Source organism: Caballeronia sp. LZ008 (assembly GCF_031451435.1).
Lineage (GTDB): Bacteria > Pseudomonadota > Gammaproteobacteria > Burkholderiales > Burkholderiaceae > Caballeronia > Caballeronia zhejiangensis.
On record NZ_JARUXK010000001.1, the window covers coordinates 595120 to 618996 of the forward strand.

Genomic DNA, 23877 nt, shown 5'->3' on the forward strand with positions numbered 1-23877 from the left:
GTATGACGCCTGAATTGCAAGCCAAGGTTGAACGCCTGGATGCGCTGCTCGATTCGATCGCGGCGCGCCACCAGAACGTCAAGCTAGCCAGCAGTCTCGCCGCCGAAGACATGGTGCTGACGCACGCCATCCTTTCGCGCGATGTGAAGATCGGCATCTTCTCGCTGAATACGGGCCGTTTGCACGCGGAAACGCTCGGCATGCTCGATACCGTGAAAGCGCGCTACGGCTACGACATCGAGCAGTTTCATCCGCAACAGGACGCGGTCGATGCCTACGTGCGCGATCACGGTCTGAACGCGTTCTACGAAAGCATTGATTTGCGCAAGAGCTGCTGCCATATCCGCAAGGTCGAGCCGCTCAATCGCGCGCTTTCCGATGTCTCCGCGTGGGTGACGGGACAGCGCCGCGAACAATCGGTGACGCGCGCCGAGCTGCACGAGGAAGAGCGCGACGAGCCGCGCAACATCGCCAAGTTCAATCCGCTCGCGGACTGGACCGAAACCGATGTGTGGGATTACCTGAAAGCCTTCGATGTGCCCGTGAATCCGCTGCACGCGCGCGGCTATCCGAGCATCGGCTGCGAGCCTTGTACGCGCGCGGTGCGCCCCGGCGAAGACAGCCGCGCCGGACGCTGGTGGTGGGAATCGCGCGATACGAAGGAATGCGGCTTGCACATCACGAATATCAAGATCGTCGAAGCAGCACCAAGCTCCGCGATCTAAGGCACTACCCCCTGTCACTGAACGCGGCGCTCATAGAAGCGCCGCTAGAAAAAGGATCGACGAACATGAGCACGACGCTCGACTCTAACGTCACCGCACCGGTCGTCAACAAGGCGACTCGCATGGATCACCTGGATTGGCTCGAAGCCGAGTCGATCCACATCATTCGCGAACTGGTCGCGGAATGCAGCAAGCCCGCGCTCCTGTTCTCGGGCGGCAAGGATTCGGTCGTCGTGCTGGCGCTCGCGCTCAAGGCGTTCGGCCTCGGCGGGGGCCGCAAGACGACGCTGCCGTTCCCGCTGGTTCACATCGACACGGGTCACAACTTCCAGGAAGTGATCGATTTCCGCGATCGCCGCGCGGCCGAGATCGGCGCGGAGCTCGTCGTCGGTCATGTCGAGGATTCGATCAAGAAGGGCACGGTGCGTCTGCGTCGCGAGACGGATTCGCGCAATGCCGCGCAAGCGGTGACGCTGCTCGAAACCATCGAGCAATACGGCTACACGGCGATGATCGGCGGCGCGCGCCGCGACGAAGAAAAGGCGCGCGCGAAAGAGCGCATCTTCTCGTTCCGCGATGAATTCGGCCAGTGGGATCCGAAGGCGCAGCGTCCGGAACTGTGGAGCATCTACAACGCGCGTCTGCACAACGGCGAGCATCTGCGCGTGTTCCCGATCTCGAACTGGACCGAGCTCGACGTGTGGCAGTACATCGCGCGCGAAAAGCTCGAACTGCCGAACATCTACTACGCGCATGAGCGCGAGATCGTGCGCCGCAACGGCCTGCTCGTGCCGGTAACGCCGCTCACGCCGGTGCGCGAAGGCGAGACCGCCGAGATCGCGCGAGTGCGTTTCCGCACCGTCGGCGATATCAGTTGCACGTGCCCGGTCGCGAGCGATGCCGATGACGTCGAGAAGATCATCGCGGAAACGGCCGTGACGGAAATCACGGAACGCGGCGCGACGCGCATGGACGATCAGGCTTCCGAAGCCGCGATGGAACAGCGCAAGAAGCAAGGTTATTTCTAAGCATCACGCCACAGGAAGAAACGAGTCATGAGCATCTATCAAGCTGAAGATCTGGGCGTGTTGCGCTTCATCACCGCGGGTTCCGTCGACGACGGCAAGAGCACGCTGATCGGCCGTCTGCTGTATGACAGCAAGGCCGTCTTGTCGGATCAGTTGTCGGCGATTTCGCGCGCGAAGAACAAGCGCACGGTCGGCGATGAAATCGACCTCTCGCTGCTCACGGACGGCCTCGAAGCCGAGCGCGAGCAGGGCATTACCATCGACGTCGCGTATCGCTATTTCGCCACGGCGAAGCGCAAGTTCATCATCGCCGATACGCCGGGCCACGAGCAGTACACGCGCAACATGGTGACGGGCGCGTCGACGGCGCATGCGGCGATCATTCTCGTCGACGCAACGCGCGTCACGTTCGAGGACGGCGTCGCGCAACTGCTGCCGCAGACGAAGCGCCACAGCGCGATCGTCAAGCTGCTCGGTCTGCAGCACGTGATCGTCGCGATCAACAAGATGGATCTGGTCGAGTACAGCGAAGCGCGCTTCAACGAGATTCGCGATGCGTACGTCGTGCTCGCGCGTCAGCTCGGGCTGTCGAACGTGCGCTTCGTGCCGGTGTCGGCGCTGAAGGGCGACAACATCGTGACGGCGAGCGAGCGCATGCCGTGGTACGCAGGCGAGCCGCTGCTCGATCTGCTGGAATCGCTGCCGGTCGCGCAGCCGAACGATCAGGCGCTGCGTTTCCCGGTGCAATGGGTCGCGCGTCAGGACGGCTCGCAAGCCGACGATTTCCGCGGCTACATGGGCCGCGTCGAAGCGGGCGAAGTGCGCGTCGGCGATGCGCTGACCGTGCTGCCCGCCGGCCGCGAAGCGACGGTTGCCGAGATCATCGCGCCGGTGCCGGGTGGTGTCGCGCCGGTGGATCGCGCGTTCGCTGGCCAGACGGTGACGATTCGCCTGACGGAAGACGTCGACGTGTCGCGCGGCGATACCTTCGTGCCCGCCGCGGCGAAGGTCGAGCCGGCGAAGAAGCTCGAAGCGGACCTCTGCTGGTTCGACGAAGAGCCGCTTTCGCCGCAGCGCAAATATCTGCTGAAACAGACGACGAACACGGTGTTCGCGCGCATCGGCGCGGTGAAGCAGGTGCTGGACGTGCATACGCTGTCGCATTCGGTCGATCGCAGCACGCTCGCGATGAACGACATCGGCCGCGTGGCGCTCACGTTGCAGAAGCCGATCGTCGCGGACGAGTACGATACGCATCAGGGCACCGGCGCGTTCGTGCTGATCGATGAAGCGACGCATCACACGGTCGCCGCCGGCATGATTCGTTCGATCGCGGCTTGATCGACATTTAGCGACGGATGATTGCAATGGGTAAGGTCTATCTGATCGGAGCGGGGCCGGGCGCGGCGGATCTCATCACCGTGCGCGGCATGCGCTTGCTCGAGCAGGCGGACGTCGTGCTGCACGACGCGCTCGTCGAACCGGCGATGCTCGACTACGCGCCCAACGCGAAGAAGATTGCTGTCGGCAAGCGCTGCGGACAGCGTTCGACGGCGCAGCACTTCATCAACAAGCAGATCGTCGATGCTGCGCTGGAACACGGTGTCGTGGTGCGTCTGAAGGGCGGCGATCCGATGCTCTTCGGCCGCGCCGACGAGGAAATGCGCGCGCTCGAAGTTGCGGGCATCGAGTTCGAAGTGGTGCCGGGCATCACGGCGGCGCTCGCGAGCGCGGCGACGCTGAAGCGCTCGCTGACCTTGCGCGGTGTGGCGCGCAGCGTCGCACTGGCGACGCATTCGCGTGCGGCGGACAGCGACGAGATTCGCGAGCAGGCGAAGGCCGATTCGCTCGTGTTCTACATGGGCCGCGACAGCGCGCCGGACATCGCGCAGCAGTTGATCGATGCGGGACGTCCGGGCTCGACGCCGGTGGCGATCGTCGAGGCGTGCAGCACGCCGCGCGAACGCACGCTGACGTTGACGCTCGCGCGCATGGCGCTGGGTGAGGCGCAGGAGTGGCTGGATCCGTCGCAGCCGAGCTTGCTGATGATCGGTGAGGCGTTTCGCGAACGGGCGTCGGCGGTGAAGCCGAAGGTGCATTTGAAGGGGATGCAGGCGGCGGCTTGATGTCGTTCGACAGGCTCAAAGCAAGGAGCGCACCGGAGACGGTGCGCTCCTTTTGCTTTGGATCTCGGAATTCAAAAGTCGACGAGCTTGATTTTCTTCTTTTTCGAGTTGCTGGCGCGGGAATGCGTACTGCGAGGCTATTGCCCACTTGGAAATGAGCAGATTCATACGGAGCCCAATCGGATATACGGAAAAGTCAATCCAAGTAGAGGCGCTCGATTCGGAGGGTGCCATTCGGCCGAACGGCCAGCGTTGATCTACGCGCCCATCTGCCGCAAACAATACCCCGCGACCGCTTCCAGCACCGCGTCATCTTCCCCGACTGCCGTCGCGCAGGAAATCGCAACGTCGGGATGTGCCTTCCGGCACTTCTCGACGATCTCCGGCAAGTCGCGACGCACATGCCCGCCTTGTCCGAAAAACACGGGCACGACTGTAATGGCATCGCATCCATCGGCGGCTTGCCGCGCCACTGCGGCCGGCAAATCCGGCGACATCAACTCGAGAAACGCCAGCGCCACCGGCTGATCGCCGCGCGAACCACGCAACTTCTGCGCGAGCCGCTCGAATGGCTCGGCCCAGCGCGGATCGCGCGCGCCGTGACCGAACAGGATGATGCCGTGCTTCTTCATCGCGCGTTCTCCGTCAGAGAAGAAACGTCAGTGCCGCTCGACCCACTTCAGTCCGATCAACCCGACCGCCAGATAGGCGAGCGCGGGCGCGGCCGCCGTGAGCGGCGCGGGCCAGGTATTCAGATTGCCGATATGCGAGAACAGCGTGTTGAACAACTGGAAGCTCATGCCGATCATGATGCCGCCGAACACCTTCACGCCGACCACGCCCGCGCGCGTATGCAGGTACGCGAACGGCAGCGACAGAATCAGCATCACGAACACCGCGAACGGATAAAGAATCTTGCGCCAGAACGCGATCTGATAGCGCTGCGCGTCCTGATGGTTCTCCGTCAGATGCTGGATATAGCGAAAGAGGTTGAACATCGACATCCGGTCCGGCGACACGAGCAGCACCGACAGAATCTGCGGCGTCAGCTCGGAGCGCAACGAGTACTCCGGCAGCGTGGTCTGCGTCGCGCGATACACCGGATTCAACGTGTCGCCGGGATTGACGGCCTGCGGCGGCGCGTCGTTCAGGCGGGTGTCGGTCACGCCGGTGAGCTTCCAGTGGCCGGGCGGCGCGTACACACCCGTCTTCGCGATGCGTACGTTGGTCAGGCGGAACTTCGAATCGAACTCGTAGATTCGCACGTTGGCGATCGTCGTATCGGGGTTCAGCGTGCCGACGTTGACGAAACGCGTGACCTGTTCGCCGTTCTCTTTCGCCGTCAACGTGTCCTTGACCCACACGCCCGACTGAAAATTCGATGACACCGACGATCCGAGCGCCTCAAGCCGCACGCGCTCGGACAACTGGTCCGTGTATGGCCCGATCACTTCGCCGATGAGGTACGTGATGAACACCAGCGGAATGCCGATCTTCATCAGCGAGCGCAGCGCCGCGCCGGTCGAAAGCCCCGACACGCGGAAGATCGTGAATTCCGAGGCTGCCGCCATCTGCGCGAAGACGTAAATGGCCGAGATGAGCGCGGCGACGGGAATGATCTCGTAGAAGCGCGAAGGCGTCTGCAGCCCGACGCGCAGCACCGCGAGCATGAAGTTGTATTTGCCGTGCCCGACCGTGTTCAGCTCGTTGATCAGGTCGAAGAAGAAGAACAGCCCCGAGAAGGCGAACAGGATGAAGATGAACGCGAGGTAGATCTGGCGCGCGAAGTATCGTTCGTAGATGCGCAACATGTCAGGCCCCCTTTGAACCCGTCAGCGACGAGAGCCTGAAGAGCGGCCGGTTGCGAATCCGCAGCCAGAAGATGAACGCGACGAGCGCCCCCACGACGAGGTGCAGCCCGACGAGTCCCACGCCGAACGACAGCTTGCCTTGCTCGATCCACGACTGCACGACGTTCAGCAGGTTCGAATACGTGAGATAGATGAGCACGGCCATCACGAGATTGATCGTGCGGCTGCGGCGCGGGTTTTGATACGAAAGCGGAATGGCGAGCAGCATCAGATTGATGGCGATGATCGGCAAGCCCGCGCGCCACGCGAACTCCGCGAGATTTTCCTTGGTCGGATCCGCGAGCAGATCGGGCGTGTAGATGCCCGTGGTCGTCGGCGTGTTGACGACCTGGCGGCTCATTATCTTCACACCATAGCGCTCGAATTCCATGATCCGGAAGTTCGGCTGGCCGGGCTCGCCGTCGTAGCGGCGGCCGTTGTCGAGCACGATGAAGCGGTCGCCGTCGGGACGCGTTTCGGTGTGCCCGTTCTTCGAAACGATCACGTTGACCTTGCCGCCTTCCGTGCTCGTGACGAACACGTTCTCGACGTGCCCCTGATCCTGCGACATCTTCTCGATGAAGAACACGCGATGGCTCGCCGGCGATTCGCGGAACTGGCCCGGCGCGAGCAGCGACACTTCATCGCGCTGCTGAAAGCGCTGCTTGATGAGCTTGCTCTGCTGATTCGACCACGGCCAGCCGACGAAAGCGAAGAACATGATGAGGATGATGATCGGCGTCGAGAACACGGCGATCGGCTTGATGAGCTGCGTCTGACTCACGCCCGACGCGAGCCACACGACCATTTCCGAGTCGCGATACCAGCGCGTGAGCACGAAGAGGATGGAGACGAACAGCGTCACGATCAGCATGACCGCGAGATAGCCGATGACGGTGAGCCCGATCAGCACGACGACGTCTTTCGGGTCGATCTGACCTTGCGCCGCGAAGCCGACGATGCGGATCATCATCGTCGTGAGCATGATCGTGAGCAGGACCATGAACACGGCGCCGGCCGTATACGCGAGTTCGCGCTGCAGGGAGCGTTCGAAGATCATTGAATTTTGCGATTTGCCGGCGGGGATGCGGAATCATGCACGCATCTTGTGGCGAAGGGGAAGGGCATCGTGCTCATCCTCGCTTTGCGCCTGTGACCGCCGCGGAAAAAATAGCGGATAATTGCGGCTTTCATCCTTCAGCCTAGATTTTATCCGAGGATAAGCGCGATGGACTTTAGCATAAAAGCCTGTGATTGGAGCAAAGGCGAGGCAAATGGTTTCCTTACCGGAAAGTCGGATGTCATCGTGCTCGGCATCTTTGAAGCGCAGACGCTCACGGGCGCCGCGCGCGACATGGACGTCGCCACCAAGGGCCTCATTTCGCGCGTCGTGAAAGCCGGCGACATGAGCGGCCGCGCCGGCACGACGCTGCTCGTGCCCGAAGTGACCGGCATCGGCGCATCGCGCGTGCTGCTCGTCGGGCTCGGCAAGCAGGACGCCTTCAATCAGAAAGCCTATGGCGAAGCCGTGCGCGCCGCGTGGCGCGTGCTGCTCGGCTCGAAGATCGGCCAGGCGACCTTCACGCTCGCTCAACTGCCGGTCCAGGAGCGCGACGGCGTGTGGGCCGTGCGCGCCGCGATCCTCGCGCTGCGCGAGCTGACCTACAAATTCACGCAGATGAAGAGCAAGCCCGACAACGGTGCGCGCTCGCTCAGGAAGATCGTGTTCAGCATCGATTCCGCGGACGAGAAAGCCGCCAGGGTCGCGGTGAAGCAGGGCGTCGCGATCGCGAACGGCATGGATCTCACGCGCGATCTCGGCAATCTGCCGCCGAACGTCTGCACGCCGACCTATCTCGGCCAGACCGCGAAGAAGCTTGGCCGCGACTTCAAGCTGAAGGTCGAGGTGCTCGGCCAGAAGCAGATCGAGGCGCTCGGCATGGGCTCGTTCCTGTCGGTGGCGAAGGGTTCGGTCGAGCCGCCGCAGTTCATCGTCATGCATTACCAGGGCGCGGGCGTCGAAGCGAGCAAGACGAAGGGCAAGAATGCGCCGATCGTGCTGGTCGGCAAGGGCATCACGTTCGACTCGGGCGGCATTTCGATCAAGCCGGGCGAGGCGATGGACGAGATGAAGTACGACATGTGCGGCGCGGGTTCCGTGTTCGGCACGATGCGCGCGGTCGCCGAAATGGGCCTGAAGCTCAACGTGATCGGCGTGATCCCGACTTGCGAGAACATGCCCGCGGGCAACGCGGTGAAGCCGGGCGACATCATCACGGCGATGAACGGCACGACCATCGAAGTGCTCAACACCGACGCCGAAGGCCGCCTGATCCTGTGCGACGCCTTGACCTACGCGGAGCGCTTCAAGCCCGCCGCCGTGGTCGATATCGCGACGCTCACGGGCGCGTGCATCATCGCGCTCGGGCATCACAACACCGGTCTCTTCTCGAAGGACGACGCGCTCGCGGGCGAGTTGCTCGACGCATCGCGCGAAGCGTCCGATCCGGCATGGCGCCTGCCGCTCGACGACGAGTATCAGGACCAGCTCAAGTCGAATTTCGCGGATGTCGCGAATATCGGCGGACGTCCGGCCGGCAGCGTGACGGCGGCGTGCTTCCTGTCGCGCTTCGCGACGGCGTATCCGTGGGCGCACCTCGATATCGCCGGAACCGCGTGGAAGAGCGGCGCGGCGAAGGGCGCGACGGGCCGTCCCGTGCCGCTGCTTTCGCAGTTCCTGATCGATCGCGCGGGCGCATGACACGCATCGACTTCCATACGAATGTCGGCGATCCGCTCGCCTACGCCTGCCGCCTCGCGCGCAAGGTGTATGCGAGCGGCAAGCCGCTCGTCGTGCTCGCCGAACCGCAGCGTCTCGCCGCGTTCGACGAGCAGTTGTGGACCTTCCAGCCGCTCGAATTCGTGCCGCACTGCATGGCGAAGAGCGCGCTCGCGCAGGACACGCCTGTCGTGCTCACGTCGAATCTGGATGAAGCGCCGCATCATCAGGTGCTGGTGAATCTCGGCGCGCCGGTGTCCGCGCAGTTCGCGCGCTTCGAGCGGCTCGTCGAGATCGTCGGCAGCGAGGGCGACGAACTCGCCGCGGGCCGCGAGCGTTATCGCTTCTATCGCGATCGCGGCTATGCGATCGAGACGCACAATCAGGGCGGTTGAGCGAACAGAAAGCGCGCGTTGCGTGCGCTACGCTGGCAGTGACAAAGGAGACCACCCGAGATGACCGACAAGCCCGAATCCTTCGATTCCTCCATTCCGACGCTGACCGATGTCGTCGTGCCCGGCAAGCCGGAATACGCGCGCGCGCCGTCGATCAACGCCGCGATCGAATACGACGCGGACCAGATCGCCGAGCGGCTGCGCGGCCGCTTCACGAACTTCCTGACAGGCGATGCGCGCGCGCTCATCGAAGAACGCTGCCGCGAAGTGCTGCGCGAACATTCGACGCAACTCGTCTCGGCGATCACGCGCGAAGTCGCGATGGCGCTCGAAGGCCGGATGAGCGAATGGGTGCGCGATGCAGTCGAGGAAGAGTTGCGCCGTCAGCGCGGCGAATGAGTTCTATCGCGGCGACGGTATCTCCGCCCGGCACGCGATAACCTGATCCCGGCGACACCCTGTTTCTCCAGTCGAACGCGCGCGTTCGATTGTTGCGCTATTTCTTTTGGCGAACTGATCATGTTCGCCTGCCACGCATATCGTTACAAAGAGGATGACGCCGGAATTCGACGGGCGTTTACCTATACTGCCAATGCTTCGACCAGATACAGCGATGAGCGCGTGACTCGCAGTCGTGATGCACGCCTTGGGACGTCGGTGGAACGGAGTCGTCCAGCGCATGAGCAAACAACGATATCGCGGGCGGGACCGGCAATTCTTTACTGAACGGCGTCCTCATTCCGCCGCCGTGCTCCTTCTTTTCGCGATGTCGGCGCACGCCGTCACGACACTCGGGCCAAGCTCGGCCACGCAGACGGTTTCCACCGACACGTCCTACCTGATCAAGCCCGGCACCGCGATCACGACCTCATCGGGCAACGCCATCAACGTCGAGGGCATTGCGCCCGTAACCATGTCGAACGCGGGTTCGATCATCAGTTCTACGGACAACATCGCGGCGGCAGTTGTGTTCGACGTGCCCGGATCGCTCGTCAATCAGGTGTCCGGCGCGGCGCTGGGCCATACGCACGGCATCCTCTTCAACAACAACGGTGCAGCCAACAATATCGTCAATCGCGGCGATGTCAGCGCGCGTATCAGCCATGCAATTACCTACTTGGGCGCGGCGAGCGGGACCGTCGACAACTTCGGAACGCTCAACGCCAACTCGGCGGTGACGGCCAGCACGGACGGCATTCTCCTCGGATCGACGGGCAACGTGACCGTGAACAATCACGCCGGGGCGGTCATCCGCTCGGGTATGGGCGATCACGATAACGGCAGCGGGATCCTCGTGAGTGCCGGAACGGCGCTGATTGGCAATGACGGACTCATCGATGCCTATCACGAAGGCATTCTCGGCAGAAGCCGCCTTCCCATGGAGGTACGCAATGGCGCCACGGGCGTGATCCGCAGCACGATCGGGGCGGGCGTGCGGCTCCAAAGCGGGAGCACGCTCGATAACGCCGGCGTCATTGCCAGCGGGTCGGAAACGGCCATTCTGCTATTCGGCCCGCACAACGTCGTGACGCTCGGCGCGGGTTCGCGGCTGATAAGCGGCAATGGCAACGCCATCACCAGCCAGAGCACAGACAATTCGATCATCCTGACGGGCACCAACACGGAGTCGGGGAACTTCTTCGCAAGTCCCGAACATGGCTTCATCCGGCTGAACCCGCGCGCGGGCAGCGACTGGACGCTCAACGGCACGGTGCTGATGGGCGGGACATCCTCAGCGGCGCTCGATGTCGAAGGCGCGCTGACGCTCGGCGGCGCGGTCATTCAGAACGGCGGCGGCACGACGGTAAGGTCTTCGGGCTCGCTCACGCTCGGCACGGGCGGCGCGGCCGGCATCGTGACGGGCAATGTCGTCAATGACGGCCTGCTTCGGTTCAATCGCAGCGACGCCTTTTCGTTCGACGGCGCGATAACGGGAACGGGCACGCTCGTGCAGGCGGGCAGCGGCACCGCCGCGCTGACAGCAGCGGGATCGTCGCAAGGCGCGGTAAACGCGCAAGCGGGCACGCTCGCGCTGAATCAGCCGGGCGCGTTCAATGCGGGCAGCTATGCGACGCAGCCGGGCGCGACGACCGCCATCGCCGCGGATTCGACGCTGAACGTCGCGACGAACTTCAGCCAGGCGCCGGGCGCAGCGCTGACGATCGCCATCGGACAGGCCCAGCCGATCATCACGGCGGCGAGCGCGAGTCTCGGCGGCGCGCTGAACGTGAGCGGCTTCGGCGCGAGCGCGCCGGATTCCGCGAGCGCGCTCACGAGCACGCGCTTTGACATCATCCATACGAGCGGCGGTATCGCAGGCGATTTCGCGAGCGTCGGGTTCGGCGGCACGGCGAGTCCCGTCGATTATCTGACGCTCGCCGGCGCGAAGACCAACAACGGGCTCGACTACGAAGTCGGCTTCGGCCTGCGCTGGCTCGCAGGCGCGGCACAGGGCGACGGCGCGTTCACGCTCGCAGGCGCGGCGGATACCTTCAATGCCGATGTCGCGCTCAACGACCAGACTGGCCGGTTCGCGAGCGGCTGGGACGGCCGGACGTTGACGAAGAAGGGCGCGGGCACGTTGATCCTGTCGGCGGCGAACGGCTATACCGGCGCGACACTGATCGATGCCGGCACGCTCGCCGCAGGCGCGCGCGACGTGATCGCGGGAAGTTCGCAGCTCGCGGTGGCGGCGGGCGCGACCTTCGATCTGCGCGGCTTCGATCAGCACGTCAGCGATCTCGCCGGCGCGGGCAATGTGACGCTCGCCGGCGGTGCGCTGAGCGTGAACAGCGCGGCCGATTCGACGTTCAGCGGCACGATCGGCGGCGCAGGCAGTTTGACGAAGAGCGGCGCGGCCACGCTGACGCTGAGCGGCGACAACACGTTCACCGGCACGACGACGATCGCTTCGGGCGCGCTGCGGCTCGGCGCGGGCGGGACGACGGGCAGCGTCGCCGGGAACGTCGTCGATGACGGCGCGCTCGTCTTCGACCGCGCCGACAACGTGATCTTCCGCAACACGATCAGCGGCACGGGCGATGTCGTTCAGCAAGGCAGCGGCGTCGTCACGTTGACCAACGCGCAAACCTACAGCGGCGCCACGCGCGTCGATGCCGGCGCGCTGGTGTTGACCGACGGCGCGCGGCTCGCGAATACGTCTCAGGTAAGCGTGGCTCCGAGCGCGACCTTCGGCGGCTATGGCTCGGTGGGCGGCGCGGTGCTCAACAACGGCGTGCTGGCCATAGCCGATGCCGCGCCGGGTTTCGCGGGCGGTCCGGCGGGACAATTCCTCATCGGCGGCGCGCTCACGAACAACGGCGAGATTCGCATGGCGAGCGCCGCGCCCGCGAGCACGCTGACCGTCGCGGGCGATTACACCGGCAACAACGGCCGGATGGCGCTCTCCACGGTGCTCGCGGGCGACGGATCGGCGACCGACAGACTTGTCGTACACGGCGGCACGGCGGGGCAGACGCGCGTCGCAATCGCAAATGCGGGCGGCGCGGGCGCGCAAACGGCGAACGGCATCGAGATCGTCCAGGTGGACGGGCAATCGAACGGCGTGTTCACGCTTGACGGCCGCGTGGTCGCGGGTCCGTACGAATACAGTCTGCGGCAAGGCGGCCTGGCGACGCCGGGCGATGGCGACTGGTATCTGCGTTCGGCGCCGACGCCGCGCCCGGAGCCGGGCGCTTACCTCGGCAATCAGCGCTCGGCCGAAACGATGTTCACGATGACACTGCACGATCGCGCAGGCTTCGCCGATTCCTACGCCGCGCTGCCGCCGGACGCCGATAACGCGACGGCCTGGGCGCGCACGAGAGGCGCGCATACCGACAGCGACGCGGCCAGCGGGCGTATCGGCGAATCGACGGACACCGCGCTCGTGCAGGCGGGCATCGACCTGCTGCATCGGGTGTCGGACGGGCATCGCTGGCAGGCGGGCGTGATGGCGGGCTACGGCTCGTCCACCACCGATGCGACCGCGCAGAACAGTTCCGCGACCGCGCGCGGCAACGTCAACGGGGCGAGCGCGGGCGTCTACGCGACGTGGCGCGGCAATGCCTGGTCAGCCGATGGCCCGTACGTCGACACCTGGCTGCAGTACGCCCATTTCGACAACACCGTGAAGGGCGCGGATCTGCCGGGCGAGAATTATTCGAGCAGCGTGTGGGCGGGATCGCTCGAAGGCGGCTGGGCCTTTGCGCTCGGGCAGACATCGACGGGACCGGTGCTCGTCGAGCCGCAGCTTCAGTTGATCTACACGAACTATCACGCCGGCGATCACGTCGAGCACAACGGAACGGTGATTCACAGCGACGATGGCGGCGGATTCACGACGCGCGTCGGCGTGCGGATCTTTCACGCGCCAGGCTCGGCGGCGTCGCCCGGATGGCTGCCGTACGCGGAAATCAACTGGTGGCACGACACGCAGCTTTCCTCGGTTTCGTTCAACGACGCGCGCGTGTCGCAGGACGGCCCGAGAAATCGCATGGAGTTCAAGCTCGGCGCGCAAGGCCAGATCGCGAAACAGTGGCGCGTGTGGGGCAATCTCGGCTATCAGCAAGGCGACGGCGGTTATCGGAGCTACGAAGGGCTGCTCGGCGCGCGCTACATCTGGTGACGCGCGCGCCGGTTGCGCGTCAACCCGTCACCGCGCCCTTGTTCGCCGGCCCCGCGAGCGCCGCGAATTTCGCCAGCACGCCGCGCGTGTACTTCGGCGCGGGCTGCTTCCACGCGGCGCGGCGGCGCGCGAGTTCGGCGTCATCCACGTTCAGTTGCAGAAGCAGCTTGTGCGCGTCGATGGTGATCGAATCGCCTTCCTGCACGAGCGCGATGGTGCCGCCCGCGAACGCTTCCGGCGCGACGTGGCCGACCACCATGCCCCAGGTGCCGCCCGAGAAACGCCCGTCGGTGATGAAGCCGACGGATTCGCCCAGCCCCTTGCCGATGATCGCCGATGTCGGCGCGAGCATCTCCGGCATGCCCGGACCGCCGACCGGCCCCAGATAGCGCAGCACGAGAATGTCGCCAGCTTTGATCTTGTCGCTGAGAATGGCGTCCATCGCGCTTTGCTCGTCGTCGAACACGCGCGCAGGACCCGTGATGACCGGATTCTTCAGGCCCGTGATCTTCGCGACCGCGCCGTCTTCCGCGAGATTCCCGCGCAGGATCGCGAGATGCCCTTCCTTGTAAAGCGCCTGCTCGATCGGGAAGATGACCTTTTGATCCGCGCGCGGCTTGCTCGGCACGTCCTTCAGTTCTTCGGCCATCGTGCGGCCGGTGATCGTGATGCAGTCGCCGTGCAAGAGACCCGCGTCGAGCAGGATCTTCAGCACTTGCGGAATGCCGCCGGCTTTGTGCAAGTCCGTCGCGACATATTGACCGGAAGGCTTCAGATCGCAGATGACCGGCACTTTCTTGCGCATGCGCTCGAAGTCGTCGATGCTCCATTCCACGTCCGCCGCGTGCGCGATGGCGAGATAGTGCAGCACGGCGTTCGTCGAGCCGCCCGTCGCCATGATGAGCGCCACCGCGTTCTCGATCGACTTCTTCGTGATGATGTCGCGCGGCTTCAGATCCCTCTTCACCGCTTCGACGAGTACGCGCGCCGATTCGGCCGCGGAATCGACCTTTTCCTGATCCGGATTCGCCATCGTCGACGAATACATCAGCGACATGCCGAGCGCCTCGAACGACGAGCTCATCGTGTTCGCCGTGTACATGCCGCCGCACGAGCCGGTCGACGGGCACGCGTTCTTCTCGACGCCCTTGAAATCCTCCTCCGACATGCGCCCCGCGGTGAACTCGCCGACCGCCTCGAAAGACGACACGATCGTCAGATCCTTGCCCTTCCAGTTGCCGGGGCGAATCGTGCCGCCATACACATAGATCGACGGCACGTTCATGCGCGCCATGCCGATCATGCCGCCCGGCATGTTCTTGTCGCAGCCGCCGATCACGACGACGCCGTCCATCCACTGGCCTTGCACGGCGGTCTCGACGCAGTCCGCGATTACCTCGCGCGACACGAGCGAGTACTTCATGCCTTCGGTGCCCATCGACATGCCGTCGGAGATCGTCGGCGTGCCGAAAATCTGCGGATTCGCATCGGATTTCCTGATCGATTCGACGGCGGCGTCCGCGAGGCGCTGCAAGCCCGCGTTGCACGGCGTGATCGTCGAGTGGCCATTGGCGACGCCGATCATCGGCTTGTCGAAGTCCTCCTCCTTGTAGCCGAGGGCGTAATACATCGAGCGATTGGGCGAGCGCGCGACGCCCTGAGTAATGTGCTTCGAGCGGCGATTGAAGGCCATGGTGTGCTCCTGAGGGGATGTTCTTGATTTGATGCAGCAAGAATGCAACCGCGCTATGTGTCTGTCCAATATATTATTCAGGGCTTACTAGGTCGCAAAACATATCAATGGAACTACGACTCCTGCGTTATTTCGTGACGGTCGCCGAAGAGATGCACTTCGGCCGTGCCGCCGCGCGCCTCGCGATGACGCAGCCGCCGCTCTCGCAGGCGATCCGCGCGCTGGAAGAATCGCTCGGCGTCGCGCTTTTCGTGCGCACGAAACGGACCGTGGAGCTGACGCCCGTCGGCAAGGATCTGTTGCCGGAAGTGCGCCGCCTGCTCGCATCCGCCGATGCGCTGCGTCCGCTCGCGCAATCGCTCGCGCGCGGCGAGGCGGGCGTGCTGTCGCTCGCGTTCGTCTCCACCGCCGATTACGGGCTTCTGCCGGCGCTGCTGCGCGATTTCGGTGCGCGTCATCCCGGCGTGCGTCTGCAACTGACCGAAGCGACGAGCGACGTGCAGATCGACGAACTCGTCGCCGGGCGCGTCGATGCGGGCCTCGTCATTCCGCCGCTGCCGCCGCGTTACGCGTCGTCGCTCGAGTATGTGCCGATCGCGCGCGAGCCGCTGATGATCGCGATGTCCGAGAAGCAGGCGCAAGAGCTGAACTCGGGCGAAGACGAACCCGTCGACCTGCACGATCTCGCCGCCGCGCCGCTCGTCGTCTTTCCGAGGCGTCTCGCGCCCGGCTTGCACGACATCATCATGGGCTGCTATGGCGCGGCCGGGCTCACGCCGCGTATCGGGCAGGAGGCGATCCAGATGCAGACCATCGTGAGCCTCGTGTCCGCCGGCATGGGCGTCGCGCTCGTGCCGCAATCGCTGCGTCATCTAAGGCGCACGGGCGTCGTGTATCGTCCGCTTCTCGATCCCGGTCCTTTCGTGGAAACGGGGCTGGTATGGCGGATCGCGGAAGTGAGTCCGGTGCTCGCCGGGTTCATCGAAATCGTCCGTTCGAGGGCCGAAAGCGCCGGTTCTGTATGATTCGCCCCTGTAGCCCGCTTAAAGATTCCCACATCAGAATGCTCATACATCCCAATTTCGATCCCATCGCGATTCATCTCGGACCGCTCGCCGTGCGCTGGTACGGCCTCATGTACCTGGTGGCGTTCGTGTCGGCCATCGTCATCGGCCGGTTGCGGCTGCGGCTGCCTTATGTCGCCGCGCAAGGCTGGACCGTGAAGGACATCGACGACATGCTGTTCTACGGCGTGCTCGGCACGATTCTGGGCGGGCGCATCGGCTACGTGCTGTTTTACAAGGCCAGCTATTACGCCGCGCATCCGCTCGATATCTTCAAGGTATGGGAAGGCGGGATGTCGTTTCACGGCGGCTTTCTCGGCGTGACGCTCGCGATGGTGCTGTTCGCGTATCACCGCAAGCGCACGTGGCTGCAGGTGACGGATTTCGTCGCGCCGATGGTGCCGCTCGGTCTCGCGGCGGGGCGACTCGGCAATTTCATCAACGGCGAGCTGTGGGGCCGCGTGACGGACCCGAACGCGCCGTGGGCGATGCTCTTCCAGAACTCGACGAACGACGACGCCGTGTGGCTCTCGAAGAATCCGCAGCTCGACGCGCAGTATCACCTCACGGAAATTTTTCAGCGTTACCACATGCTGCCGCGTCATCCGTCGCAGTTGTACGAAATCGCGCTGGAAGGGCTCGTGTTGTTTATCGTGATCTGGACGTTCTCGCGCAAGCAGCGTCCGGTCGGCGCGATTTCGGCGCTGTTCCTGATCGGTTATGGACTCGCGCGCTTCACCGTGGAATTCGCGCGTGAGCCGGACGATTATCTCGGCTTGCTCGCGCTCAATCTCTCGATGGGCCAATGGCTTTCGCTGCCGATGATCGTCGCCGGCGTGGTAATGATGGTGTGGGCCTACAAGCGCAATCTGCGCCTGCCGCCCGAATCCGCAAAGGCTTGAGGAAAGAGCGGGGCGGTCGAACGCCGCCCCGCGTGAACACCGTGAACGGCGTTTAGCGTCCCATTTGTACGGAGCCGGAAACGTCGACGGTCACCGTGGTCGTGCCGGCTTCCATCGCGATCGGGGCCATCTTCGCATCGGCGCTCATCGCGCGCGATTGCATCATCATGACGGGACGCGGCTGCGCGCCGCTCCGTCCGACATTCACTTCCCGAATCGTGAAATTGCTGTAGCCGAAGCCTTGCGCGGCGCTTTGCGCCTGCTTGCGGAACGAATCGATGGCTTGCGAGACGAGCTTTTGCTCGGCCGCGCGCTGCGCTTCGGGCGACAGCGAGAACGCGACGCTACCCACTTGCATCGACGAACTCATCTTGCCCGCGAGCTTCGATGCCGCCGCGAAGTCATGCGATTCGAGCACGACTTCCGTGCGCCCGCGCCACGCGGAAATCTTGCCGTCGCGATCCGTCGACGGATAGACGGTGAACGAGCCGCTCTTCGCGGTCACGCCGTCGACACCCTTGGCTTCGCGTAACGCGGCCTCGGCGCGCTGATTGAGCGTGCTGGTGAGCGACGACGGATCGGCCGCTTCCTGTTCGTAGAAGAGCGTGATGTTGACGACATCCTGCGGCACTTGCGCGCTCGCTTGTGCGGAGAGCGAGAGCACGCCCGAGGGCTGTGGCTGCGTCATCACCGTCTGCGCAGCGGCGGTTTGAGACAACGTAAGCGCGGCACCGGACATCGCGAGCAGGGCGAAGGCGGCGGCGGTTTTCTTATTGAGCATCGAAGGACTCCGTGACATCGCGTACGTGCGACGGGATTTAGTCGCAGTCGTGAAGTCGTAAGTTCCTTGTTAGACGAGGTGCTCGGTAATAAATCGCCATTGCGCTTCGGTCACGGGCGTGATCGAGAGCCGGTTGCCGCGCGCGAGCACTTGCATGTCGGCAAGCTCTGGATGTTCGCGCAACGCGGCGAGCGATATGAGCGGCGTCTTCTTCACGAACTTCACGTCGACGAGCATCCAGCGCGGCGTTTCCTGCGTCGATTTCGGATCGTAGTAATCGCTCTTCGGATCGAATTGCGTGGGATCCGGATATGCCGTCGAGCACACTTTCGCGATGCCCGCGATGCCCGGCTCCGGGCAGCTCGAATGATAGAAGAGCACGCCGTCGCCGATCTGCATCTGATCGCGCATGAAGTTGCGCGCCTGATAGTTGCGTACGCCCGTCCACGGCAAGGTTTTTTTCGGCGCCTGCGCGAGATGATCGATGCTCGCTTCGTCCGGTTCGGACTTCATCAGCCAGTAGCGCATGGTCGTGTGCATGAATCGAAGAGCGAACGGCAGGGACAAACGAAAACGGCATCGGAAAAACCGATGCCGTTTCTTGAATGAGGTCCCCGCCACAGCCGCTAGGCCGGCATCCTGAACCTGGGTTCAAGATTGGTCGCGGTAAGCAACACTTCGGGTACATCGGACTAGCGACGCGCGCGCCCGTGCTGCAAGGTTCCGCAACCGTGCCAATGTAGCATTGGTTCAAGGAATATATGACCTTGGCGTACCAGGCAGGGAAACGTCACTCTACACCAATCGTTTGCCTTCTGCAGCCTCTTCACGCTACTTCGGCAGTTTCTTTTTTCGATTGACATTGCGCGCTGATTGACTCGACGCGCATCTGCCTTATTGCGCTTCGTGTTGCGCAATGACCGCGCCCAATTGCTCGTTCATCGAATGCATCGTGCGGCGGATTTCTTCGGCGGGGAAGGCCTCGCCGTGACGCACGCTGTCCTGCAGCTTAAGCAATTCCGACGCCAGCGAAAGCGCCGCCATCACCGCGATGCGATCCGTGCCGCGCACGCTGCTTGCATTGCGCACTTTGTTCATTTCGGCGTCGACGCGCGCGACGGCTTCACGCAATGCGCCTTCGGTTTCCGGCGAGCACGCGAGACGATACGGCTGCCCGAGAATGGATACTTCGATCTGCGTGGTCGTCATGCCTTCTCTCCCTGATGATGCTCGCCGTGCAATTCCGTTTCATGTGCTTCCCGGGAATCGGCTTCGAGGAGATCGAGTTGATTGTCGGACTCGGCATGTTGCGCGGACTTGCCGCGCGGCAGCTTTTCGAGAATCGCGTTCAGGCGGATTTGCGCGTCGTCGATTTTCGCGGACAGCGAATCGCGTTCGGACTGCAGCGTATCGCGCTCTTCGCGCACTTGCGCGAGCTCGGCCTGCACGTTCGCATAGTCGGCGCGCAGCTGTTCGAGTTGTTCCTGCAGCGCTTGATGCGCCTGCTTGTGGCGCTCGCTGATCTGGATCAGCCGGCCGATGTTTCCTGACAGTGATTCGAGTTCGTTGAGCATGTGCTGCGTCCTCTAAAGACCTCGCATTTTAGCGCGGTTCAACGGAGCTTCCGATAAATGTCTCGTTTCGAGACGTAACAACACGCGATCTAGCGCTTAATCCTTCGAATCAAGCGCATGTCGCGATGCATTCGTGTGCAGAAAACGCGAGCGCCCCGCAACGCTCGTGATGACAGGCCGGCCGCTTCTCTTTCGCTTCTCGTTCGATTCGTCATGCGCCGCGCCAGTCTGCCCGCGCGGTTTTCTTGACGGCCCCGAACCGCGCTCCTACACTTGCCGCACTTTTGGTGCTCGCATCCGCCGATCTCGTGGATGCAGTCAAACGGGAAACAGGGAGCGAAGTCGCCGCAATCGACGACGAGCCAACCTGTGCTGCCCCCGCAACGGTAAGCGACCGCAACGCAAGTTGCAAGTCGTCTCATGCGCGTTTTTGCCGCGCGAGCGTGTCGAAATTCGTCGCACGCGCGCGACTGCAAGAAACGTGTCGATGCCACTGCGCGCCATGCGCGGGAAGGCGAGACGATTGATCGCCAGCCCGGATACCGGCCGGAGTCCGACGCATCGGCGCGCATGGCGCGGTGCGTTCGTCGCGCATCGTCCTCGCGGGGAGCGGGGTTGCGCTCACGCGAAACGGAACACTTCACACATGGTATTGCCACTGGCCGCGCTCAGAAGCGGTCTCTCCCGTCATGGCGCGCTCGTTGCGGCCATCGGCGCCTTGCCGTTCGCCGGCGCTGCACAGGCGGCCCAGACGGAAGACGGCACGCAAACGCTTGCGCCCGTCGTCGTCACATCGACGCGCGCGCCGCAGCCGCTTGCCGAATCGATTCCGCAGACATCGCTTTTTGACGAGCAGGACATCGCCGATGCAAACGCAAGCGACGCGCTCGGACTCGTCGCGCTCGCGCCCGGCGTGCAGATCACGCGCAACGGCGGACCGGGCTCGAACTCGGGGCTTTTCATACGCGGTGCGGCGTCGTCGCAATCGCTCGTGCTGATCGACGGCGTGCGCGTCGAATCGGCGTCGCTCGGCGCGGCACAGCTATCGCAATTGATGCTCGACCAGATCGGGCGCGTCGAGGTCGTGAACGGCAACGTGTCGGCGCTCTATGGATCGAATGCGATTGGCGGCGTCGTGCAGATCTTCACGAAGGAAGGCGAGGCGCATCCGCCGCGCTTCGACTTCGAGGCCGAGTACGGCAGCTATCACACGCAGCGGCAATCGGCGGGCGTGAGCGGCGCGCTCGACAAGGACGGCCGCACGACCTTCAGCGTGAACGTCTCGCGCGAGAAAACCGACGGCTTCTCGTCGATCGATCCGGGAATCGCGCCCGGCGCCAATCCGAACGCGAACGGCTATCTGAACGAGAGCGTCGCGGCGACGCTGCGTCACAAGTTCAGCGACAAGTGGGACGTGGGCGTGCGCTTCCTGCAATCGAACGGCATCAACAGTTTCGACGATGCCTATGGCCAGCCGACCGATATCAACGAAACGCACGATCGCGTGCGCTCGGCGTCGGTGTTCGCGAACGGCCGCGTCACGGATAACTGGACGGCGCACTTCACGATCGCGCAGGGGCAGGACCGCGCGAACATCGAGCAGAACGGCGTCTATACGAGCCGTTTCGATTCGGAGAACCGGCAATATACGTGGCAGAACGACGTGCGGATCAGCGACGCGCACAAGCTGCTCTTCGGCTACGAGCATCTCGATCAGACGCTCGATTCCGATCAGTTCAGCGCGCCCGACCGTCATGTGAATTCGATGTTCGCGGGTTACGTGGGGCACATCGGCGCGAACGAGTTGCAGGCGAATCTGCGCCGCGATCAGTATTCCGATTTCGGCGGCGCGAACAGCTACTATCTGGGCTACGCGTATGACTTCGACGCGCACTGGAAGGCGAGCGCGAGCTATTCGGCCTCGTTTCGCGCGCCGAGCTTCGACGATCTCTACTATCCGCTGAGCGGCAATCCGTCGATTCAGCCGGAGCGGAGTCATTCGGTCGAGGCGGCGTTGCAGTACGCATCGAATGCGCTCGGCGTGGTGCGCGTGACGCTTTTTCAGACGCGCTATTCGAATTTGATCGATTACGTGTCCGACGGCGGCTTCTACTATGTCGCGCAGAACGTCGGGCGCGCGAAGGTGCAGGGCATCGAGGGATCGTGGGCGGGGCACGTCGGCGCAACGGATGTGCGCGCGGGCGTCACGTTCCAGAATCCCGTCGACGAAACGAATCACGAGGATTTGACGCGGCGCGCGCGGCATTTCGCGACGCTGACGGCGCATCGCACGATCGGGCCGTGGCGCGTCGGTGGCGAATGGATCGTGAGCGGTCAACGCAGCGATTACGATTCGACGCTCGCGGGCTACGGCATCGTGAATCTGTCGGCGCGCTACGACATCTCGAAGTCGTGGTACGTCACGGCGCGCATCGACAACCTGTTCGACAAGGACTATGAACTTGCGTACTCGTACAACACGCCACGACGCGGCGCGTACATCACGTTGGGCTGGCATCCGTCGTGAGCCGGGTGGCTGAACGTCCGCGCGCGATGAACGCGAGCCGCGCCACCGCGATCTGGATCGCGCTCGGCGCAGCGACGCTCGTCGTGCTGGTCGCGTCGCTCGCGATTGGCAGCGTCGCGTTGCCCGTATCGCGTGCGATCGGCGCGCTCTTTCACGCGCACTCGGCGACGCCCGATATCGCCGATGACATCGTGCTGACCTTGCGTCTGCCGCGCGCGCTCGCGGGCTTCGCGTCGGGCGCATTGCTCGCGTTCGCCGGCGCGCTGCTGCAAGTGCTGTTGCGCAATCCGCTGGCGGAACCGTACGTGCTCGGCGTATCCGGCGGCGCGGCGACCTTCGCGCTTGCCGCGATGCTCGGGTCGCTGCCGTGGTGGGGCGTCGATATCGCGGCTTGCGCGGGCGCGTTCGCATCGATCGTTCTGGTCCTCGGACTCGCGCGCAAGGACTTGTGGCAAAGCGGACAGGACGCATCGCCGAGGCTCTTGCTGACGGGTGTCGTGATCGCATCGGGATGGGGCGCGCTCATCACGCTGATCCTGAGCGTCGCGCCCGAGAACCGTTTGCGCGGCATGATCTTCTGGCTGACGGGCGATCTCAACGGCGCGGCGGCGCCATGGCCCGCGCTGATCGCGCTCGCCGTCGTGCTCGCGGTCATCGTTCCCGTCGCACCGCAACTGAACGTGCTCTTGCGCGGCGATACGACCGCGCGCGCGCTCGGCGTGCCGGTCGAGCGCTTGCGTCTGCGCGTGTATCTCGTCGCATCGATCGCGGCGGCGGCCGCCGTGACGACGGCGGGCACCATCGGCTTCGTCGGGCTCGTCGTGCCGCATCTGCTGCGCCTCGCGTTCGGCAACGATCAGCGCATGCTCGTGCCCGCCGCCGCGCTCGCGGGCGGACTCGCGGTGATGGCCGCCGATCTCGTCGCGCGCACGGTGATCGCGCCCGCGCAATTGCCGGTCGGCGTCGTCACGGCATTGATCGGCGTCCCGATGTTCCTGTGGATGCTGCTGCGGAGGCCGCGATGATTTTGCGGCTCGACGCCATCGTGCTTCGCGCGGGTAAGCGCACGCTCATCGACGGGCTCACGCAGTCGATCGAAGCGGGCGAAATGTGGTGCATCGCCGGGCCGAACGGCGCGGGCAAGACGACGCTCATCAACGTGCTCGCCGGGATTGCGAAAGCCGCATCGGGCAGCGTGTCGCTCGACGGCCGCGCGCTCGCGTCATGGCGCGCGACGGAACTCGCGCGCGCGCGCGCTTTGATGCCGCAAGCCGCGCACGACGCCTTCAGCGCGAGCGTGCTCGATACCGTGCTGCTCAACCGCTTTCCGCATCTCACCGGCTGGGGCTGGGAGAGCGACGAGGATCGCGCCGCCGCGCACGCCGCGCTCGAAACGTTGGGTCTCGCATCGTTCGCGTCGCGCGACGTGCTGACGCTTTCCGGCGGCGAACGCCAGCGTGTCGCGCTCGCCGCCGTGCTGTGCCAGAACGCGCCGCTGCTGTTGCTCGACGAACCGCTTTCGCATCTCGACCTGCATCATCAGATCGATTGCCTGCACGCGTTGCGCGACGCGGCGCGCGCGCACAAGCGCACCGTAATCTTCTCGTGCCACGATCTGAATCTCGCGCGCCGTTTCGCGACGCACGCGCTTCTGCTCGACGGCAACGGCGGCGCTCATGCGGGACTCGTCGCCGACGTGCTCACGGCCGAACGCGCGAGCGCCGCATTCGGCTATCCGCTCGCGTTGATTCGCGATGGCGAGCACGAAGCGCTCGTGCCTTCCATCCCTCGCTCATGAAAGGAATT

The 23877-nt window shown here is 64.2% G+C and carries 21 protein-coding genes, 1 other RNA gene and 1 riboswitch; of the genes, 13 read left to right on the plus strand and 9 right to left on the minus strand.

The window, feature by feature from the left end; translation table 11 throughout:
- Nucleotides 1-2 precede the first annotated feature (2 nt).
- The 4 genes from QCE49_RS02805 to cobA all read left to right on the plus strand — a co-directional run bounded on the left by QCE49_RS02805 (nucleotide 3) and on the right by cobA (nucleotide 3879).
- Nucleotides 3-725: a phosphoadenylyl-sulfate reductase gene (locus tag QCE49_RS02805; protein ID WP_244807757.1), complete on the plus strand. Its 723-nt coding sequence runs from the start codon at nucleotides 3-5 to the stop codon at nucleotides 723-725.
- 65 nt (nucleotides 726-790) lie between these two features.
- On the plus strand, nucleotides 791-1753 hold the full coding sequence (gene cysD / locus QCE49_RS02810; protein WP_250458213.1) for a sulfate adenylyltransferase subunit CysD: 963 nt from the start codon (nucleotides 791-793) through the stop codon (nucleotides 1751-1753).
- Nucleotides 1754-1780: 27 nt separating this feature from the next.
- Nucleotides 1781-3094, plus strand: coding sequence for a sulfate adenylyltransferase subunit 1 (locus tag QCE49_RS02815; protein WP_008351120.1), 1314 nt, complete (start codon nucleotides 1781-1783; stop codon nucleotides 3092-3094).
- Nucleotides 3095-3120: 26 nt separating this feature from the next.
- The gene (gene cobA, locus QCE49_RS02820; protein WP_008351119.1) at nucleotides 3121-3879 is read left to right on the plus strand and encodes a uroporphyrinogen-III C-methyltransferase; all 759 of its coding nucleotides are present in this window, start codon (nucleotides 3121-3123) and stop codon (nucleotides 3877-3879) included.
- 257 nt (nucleotides 3880-4136) lie between these two features.
- On the opposite strand, the gene QCE49_RS02825 is transcribed toward cobA, so the two are convergent.
- Genes QCE49_RS02825 through lptF form a run of 3 tightly spaced genes read right to left on the minus strand, consistent with a single transcriptional unit; the run spans nucleotide 4137 to nucleotide 6789 of the window.
- Nucleotides 4137-4511, minus strand: coding sequence for a sirohydrochlorin chelatase (locus QCE49_RS02825; protein WP_008351118.1), 375 nt, complete (start codon nucleotides 4509-4511; stop codon nucleotides 4137-4139).
- 27 nt (nucleotides 4512-4538) lie between these two features.
- Nucleotides 4539-5687 carry an LPS export ABC transporter permease LptG gene (lptG, locus tag QCE49_RS02830; protein WP_008351117.1) on the minus strand — a complete coding sequence of 383 codons (1149 nt, stop codon included), beginning with the start codon at nucleotides 5685-5687 and terminating at the stop codon, nucleotides 4539-4541.
- Nucleotides 5688-5691: 4 nt separating this feature from the next.
- Nucleotides 5692-6789 (minus strand): LPS export ABC transporter permease LptF, encoded by a 1098-nt coding sequence (gene lptF / locus QCE49_RS02835; RefSeq protein WP_008351116.1) that lies wholly within the window; start codon nucleotides 6787-6789, stop codon nucleotides 5692-5694.
- Between the two features lie 168 nt (nucleotides 6790-6957).
- Between lptF and QCE49_RS02840 the strand changes: the two genes are divergently transcribed.
- The 4 genes from QCE49_RS02840 to QCE49_RS02855 all read left to right on the plus strand — a co-directional run bounded on the left by QCE49_RS02840 (nucleotide 6958) and on the right by QCE49_RS02855 (nucleotide 13530).
- Nucleotides 6958-8490, plus strand: a complete 1533-nt coding sequence (locus tag QCE49_RS02840; protein ID WP_034472942.1) for a leucyl aminopeptidase — start codon at nucleotides 6958-6960, stop codon at nucleotides 8488-8490.
- On the plus strand, nucleotides 8487-8903 hold the full coding sequence (locus QCE49_RS02845; protein ID WP_034472941.1) for a DNA polymerase III subunit chi: 417 nt from the start codon (nucleotides 8487-8489) through the stop codon (nucleotides 8901-8903). The genes QCE49_RS02840 and QCE49_RS02845 overlap by 4 nt, the downstream gene beginning before the upstream one ends.
- 60 nt (nucleotides 8904-8963) lie before the next feature.
- On the plus strand, nucleotides 8964-9302 hold the full coding sequence (locus QCE49_RS02850) for a DUF2486 family protein (protein WP_008351113.1): 339 nt from the start codon (nucleotides 8964-8966) through the stop codon (nucleotides 9300-9302).
- A 280-nt stretch (nucleotides 9303-9582) separates the two neighbouring features.
- Nucleotides 9583-13530 (plus strand): autotransporter outer membrane beta-barrel domain-containing protein, encoded by a 3948-nt coding sequence (locus QCE49_RS02855; protein WP_250458214.1) that lies wholly within the window; start codon nucleotides 9583-9585, stop codon nucleotides 13528-13530.
- Nucleotides 13531-13549: 19 nt separating this feature from the next.
- On the opposite strand, the gene ilvD is transcribed toward QCE49_RS02855, so the two are convergent.
- A complete protein-coding gene (gene ilvD, locus QCE49_RS02860) occupies nucleotides 13550-15223 on the minus strand; it encodes a dihydroxy-acid dehydratase (protein ID WP_008351111.1) in 1674 nt (557 codons plus the stop codon).
- Nucleotides 15224-15330: 107 nt separating this feature from the next.
- On the opposite strand from ilvD, the gene QCE49_RS02865 reads away from it, so the two are divergent.
- Nucleotides 15331-16248, plus strand: a complete 918-nt coding sequence (locus tag QCE49_RS02865; protein ID WP_175982797.1) for a LysR family transcriptional regulator — start codon at nucleotides 15331-15333, stop codon at nucleotides 16246-16248.
- Nucleotides 16249-16286: 38 nt separating this feature from the next.
- The gene (lgt, locus tag QCE49_RS02870; protein WP_008351107.1) at nucleotides 16287-17189 is read left to right on the plus strand and encodes a prolipoprotein diacylglyceryl transferase; all 903 of its coding nucleotides are present in this window, start codon (nucleotides 16287-16289) and stop codon (nucleotides 17187-17189) included.
- 52 nt (nucleotides 17190-17241) lie between these two features.
- On the opposite strand, the gene QCE49_RS02875 is transcribed toward lgt, so the two are convergent.
- The 5 genes from QCE49_RS02875 to QCE49_RS02895 form a co-directional block, all read right to left on the minus strand.
- Nucleotides 17242-17970 carry an SIMPL domain-containing protein gene (locus tag QCE49_RS02875; protein ID WP_034472932.1) on the minus strand — a complete coding sequence of 243 codons (729 nt, stop codon included), beginning with the start codon at nucleotides 17968-17970 and terminating at the stop codon, nucleotides 17242-17244.
- Nucleotides 17971-18039: 69 nt separating this feature from the next.
- Nucleotides 18040-18498 (minus strand): EVE domain-containing protein, encoded by a 459-nt coding sequence (locus QCE49_RS02880; RefSeq protein ID WP_250458229.1) that lies wholly within the window; start codon nucleotides 18496-18498, stop codon nucleotides 18040-18042.
- A 79-nt stretch (nucleotides 18499-18577) separates the two neighbouring features.
- Nucleotides 18578-18759: non-coding RNA, 6S RNA (gene ssrS / locus QCE49_RS02885), on the minus strand.
- Between the two features lie 105 nt (nucleotides 18760-18864).
- The gene (locus QCE49_RS02890) at nucleotides 18865-19179 is read right to left on the minus strand and encodes a cell division protein ZapA (RefSeq protein ID WP_008351102.1); all 315 of its coding nucleotides are present in this window, start codon (nucleotides 19177-19179) and stop codon (nucleotides 18865-18867) included.
- Complete coding sequence (locus tag QCE49_RS02895; RefSeq protein ID WP_008351100.1) at nucleotides 19176-19544, minus strand: ATPase; 369 nt, start codon at nucleotides 19542-19544, stop codon at nucleotides 19176-19178. Before QCE49_RS02895 ends, QCE49_RS02890 begins: the two co-directional genes overlap by 4 nt.
- Before the next feature lie 268 nt (nucleotides 19545-19812).
- Nucleotides 19813-20110, plus strand: a riboswitch (cobalamin riboswitch).
- 80 nt (nucleotides 20111-20190) lie between these two features.
- Between QCE49_RS02895 and QCE49_RS02900 the strand changes: the two genes are divergently transcribed.
- The 3 genes from QCE49_RS02900 to QCE49_RS02910 are packed head-to-tail and all read left to right on the plus strand — an operon-like array spanning nucleotide 20191 to nucleotide 23869.
- Entirely contained in the window at nucleotides 20191-22071 is a 1881-nt protein-coding gene (locus tag QCE49_RS02900; RefSeq protein WP_250458215.1) for a TonB-dependent receptor domain-containing protein, read from the plus strand.
- The gene (locus QCE49_RS02905; protein WP_409017135.1) at nucleotides 22068-23096 is read left to right on the plus strand and encodes a FecCD family ABC transporter permease; all 1029 of its coding nucleotides are present in this window, start codon (nucleotides 22068-22070) and stop codon (nucleotides 23094-23096) included. Before QCE49_RS02900 ends, QCE49_RS02905 begins: the two co-directional genes overlap by 4 nt.
- Complete coding sequence (locus QCE49_RS02910) at nucleotides 23093-23869, plus strand: ABC transporter ATP-binding protein (protein ID WP_034472993.1); 777 nt, start codon at nucleotides 23093-23095, stop codon at nucleotides 23867-23869. The genes QCE49_RS02905 and QCE49_RS02910 overlap by 4 nt, the downstream gene beginning before the upstream one ends.
- Nucleotides 23870-23877 lie beyond the last annotated feature (8 nt).

Bases quoted from the DNA above. Each gene is read 5' to 3' on its own strand.
- QCE49_RS02855 (WP_250458214.1), top strand. From the start codon at position 9,583: ATGAGCAAACAACGATATCGCGGGCGGGACCGGCAATTCTTTACTGAA.
- QCE49_RS02865 (WP_175982797.1), top strand. From the start codon at position 15,331: ATGGAACTACGACTCCTGCGTTATTTCGTGACGGTCGCCGAAGAGATG.
- ilvD (WP_008351111.1), bottom strand. From the start codon at position 15,223: ATGGCCTTCAATCGCCGCTCGAAGCACATTACTCAGGGCGTCGCGCGC.
- QCE49_RS02805 (WP_244807757.1), top strand. From the start codon at position 3: ATGACGCCTGAATTGCAAGCCAAGGTTGAACGCCTGGATGCGCTGCTC.
- QCE49_RS02890 (WP_008351102.1), bottom strand. From the start codon at position 19,179: ATGACGACCACGCAGATCGAAGTATCCATTCTCGGGCAGCCGTATCGT.
- QCE49_RS02895 (WP_008351100.1), bottom strand. From the start codon at position 19,544: ATGCTCAACGAACTCGAATCACTGTCAGGAAACATCGGCCGGCTGATC.
- QCE49_RS02845 (WP_034472941.1), top strand. From the start codon at position 8,487: ATGACACGCATCGACTTCCATACGAATGTCGGCGATCCGCTCGCCTAC.
- QCE49_RS02910 (WP_034472993.1), top strand. From the start codon at position 23,093: ATGATTTTGCGGCTCGACGCCATCGTGCTTCGCGCGGGTAAGCGCACG.
- QCE49_RS02840 (WP_034472942.1), top strand. From the start codon at position 6,958: ATGGACTTTAGCATAAAAGCCTGTGATTGGAGCAAAGGCGAGGCAAAT.
- QCE49_RS02875 (WP_034472932.1), bottom strand. From the start codon at position 17,970: ATGCTCAATAAGAAAACCGCCGCCGCCTTCGCCCTGCTCGCGATGTCC.
- cysD (WP_250458213.1), top strand. From the start codon at position 791: ATGAGCACGACGCTCGACTCTAACGTCACCGCACCGGTCGTCAACAAG.
- QCE49_RS02825 (WP_008351118.1), bottom strand. From the start codon at position 4,511: ATGAAGAAGCACGGCATCATCCTGTTCGGTCACGGCGCGCGCGATCCG.
- lgt (WP_008351107.1), top strand. From the start codon at position 16,287: ATGCTCATACATCCCAATTTCGATCCCATCGCGATTCATCTCGGACCG.
- QCE49_RS02900 (WP_250458215.1), top strand. From the start codon at position 20,191: ATGGTATTGCCACTGGCCGCGCTCAGAAGCGGTCTCTCCCGTCATGGC.
- QCE49_RS02815 (WP_008351120.1), top strand. From the start codon at position 1,781: ATGAGCATCTATCAAGCTGAAGATCTGGGCGTGTTGCGCTTCATCACC.
- QCE49_RS02880 (WP_250458229.1), bottom strand. From the start codon at position 18,498: ATGCGCTACTGGCTGATGAAGTCCGAACCGGACGAAGCGAGCATCGAT.
- lptF (WP_008351116.1), bottom strand. From the start codon at position 6,789: ATGATCTTCGAACGCTCCCTGCAGCGCGAACTCGCGTATACGGCCGGC.
- QCE49_RS02850 (WP_008351113.1), top strand. From the start codon at position 8,964: ATGACCGACAAGCCCGAATCCTTCGATTCCTCCATTCCGACGCTGACC.
- cobA (WP_008351119.1), top strand. From the start codon at position 3,121: ATGGGTAAGGTCTATCTGATCGGAGCGGGGCCGGGCGCGGCGGATCTC.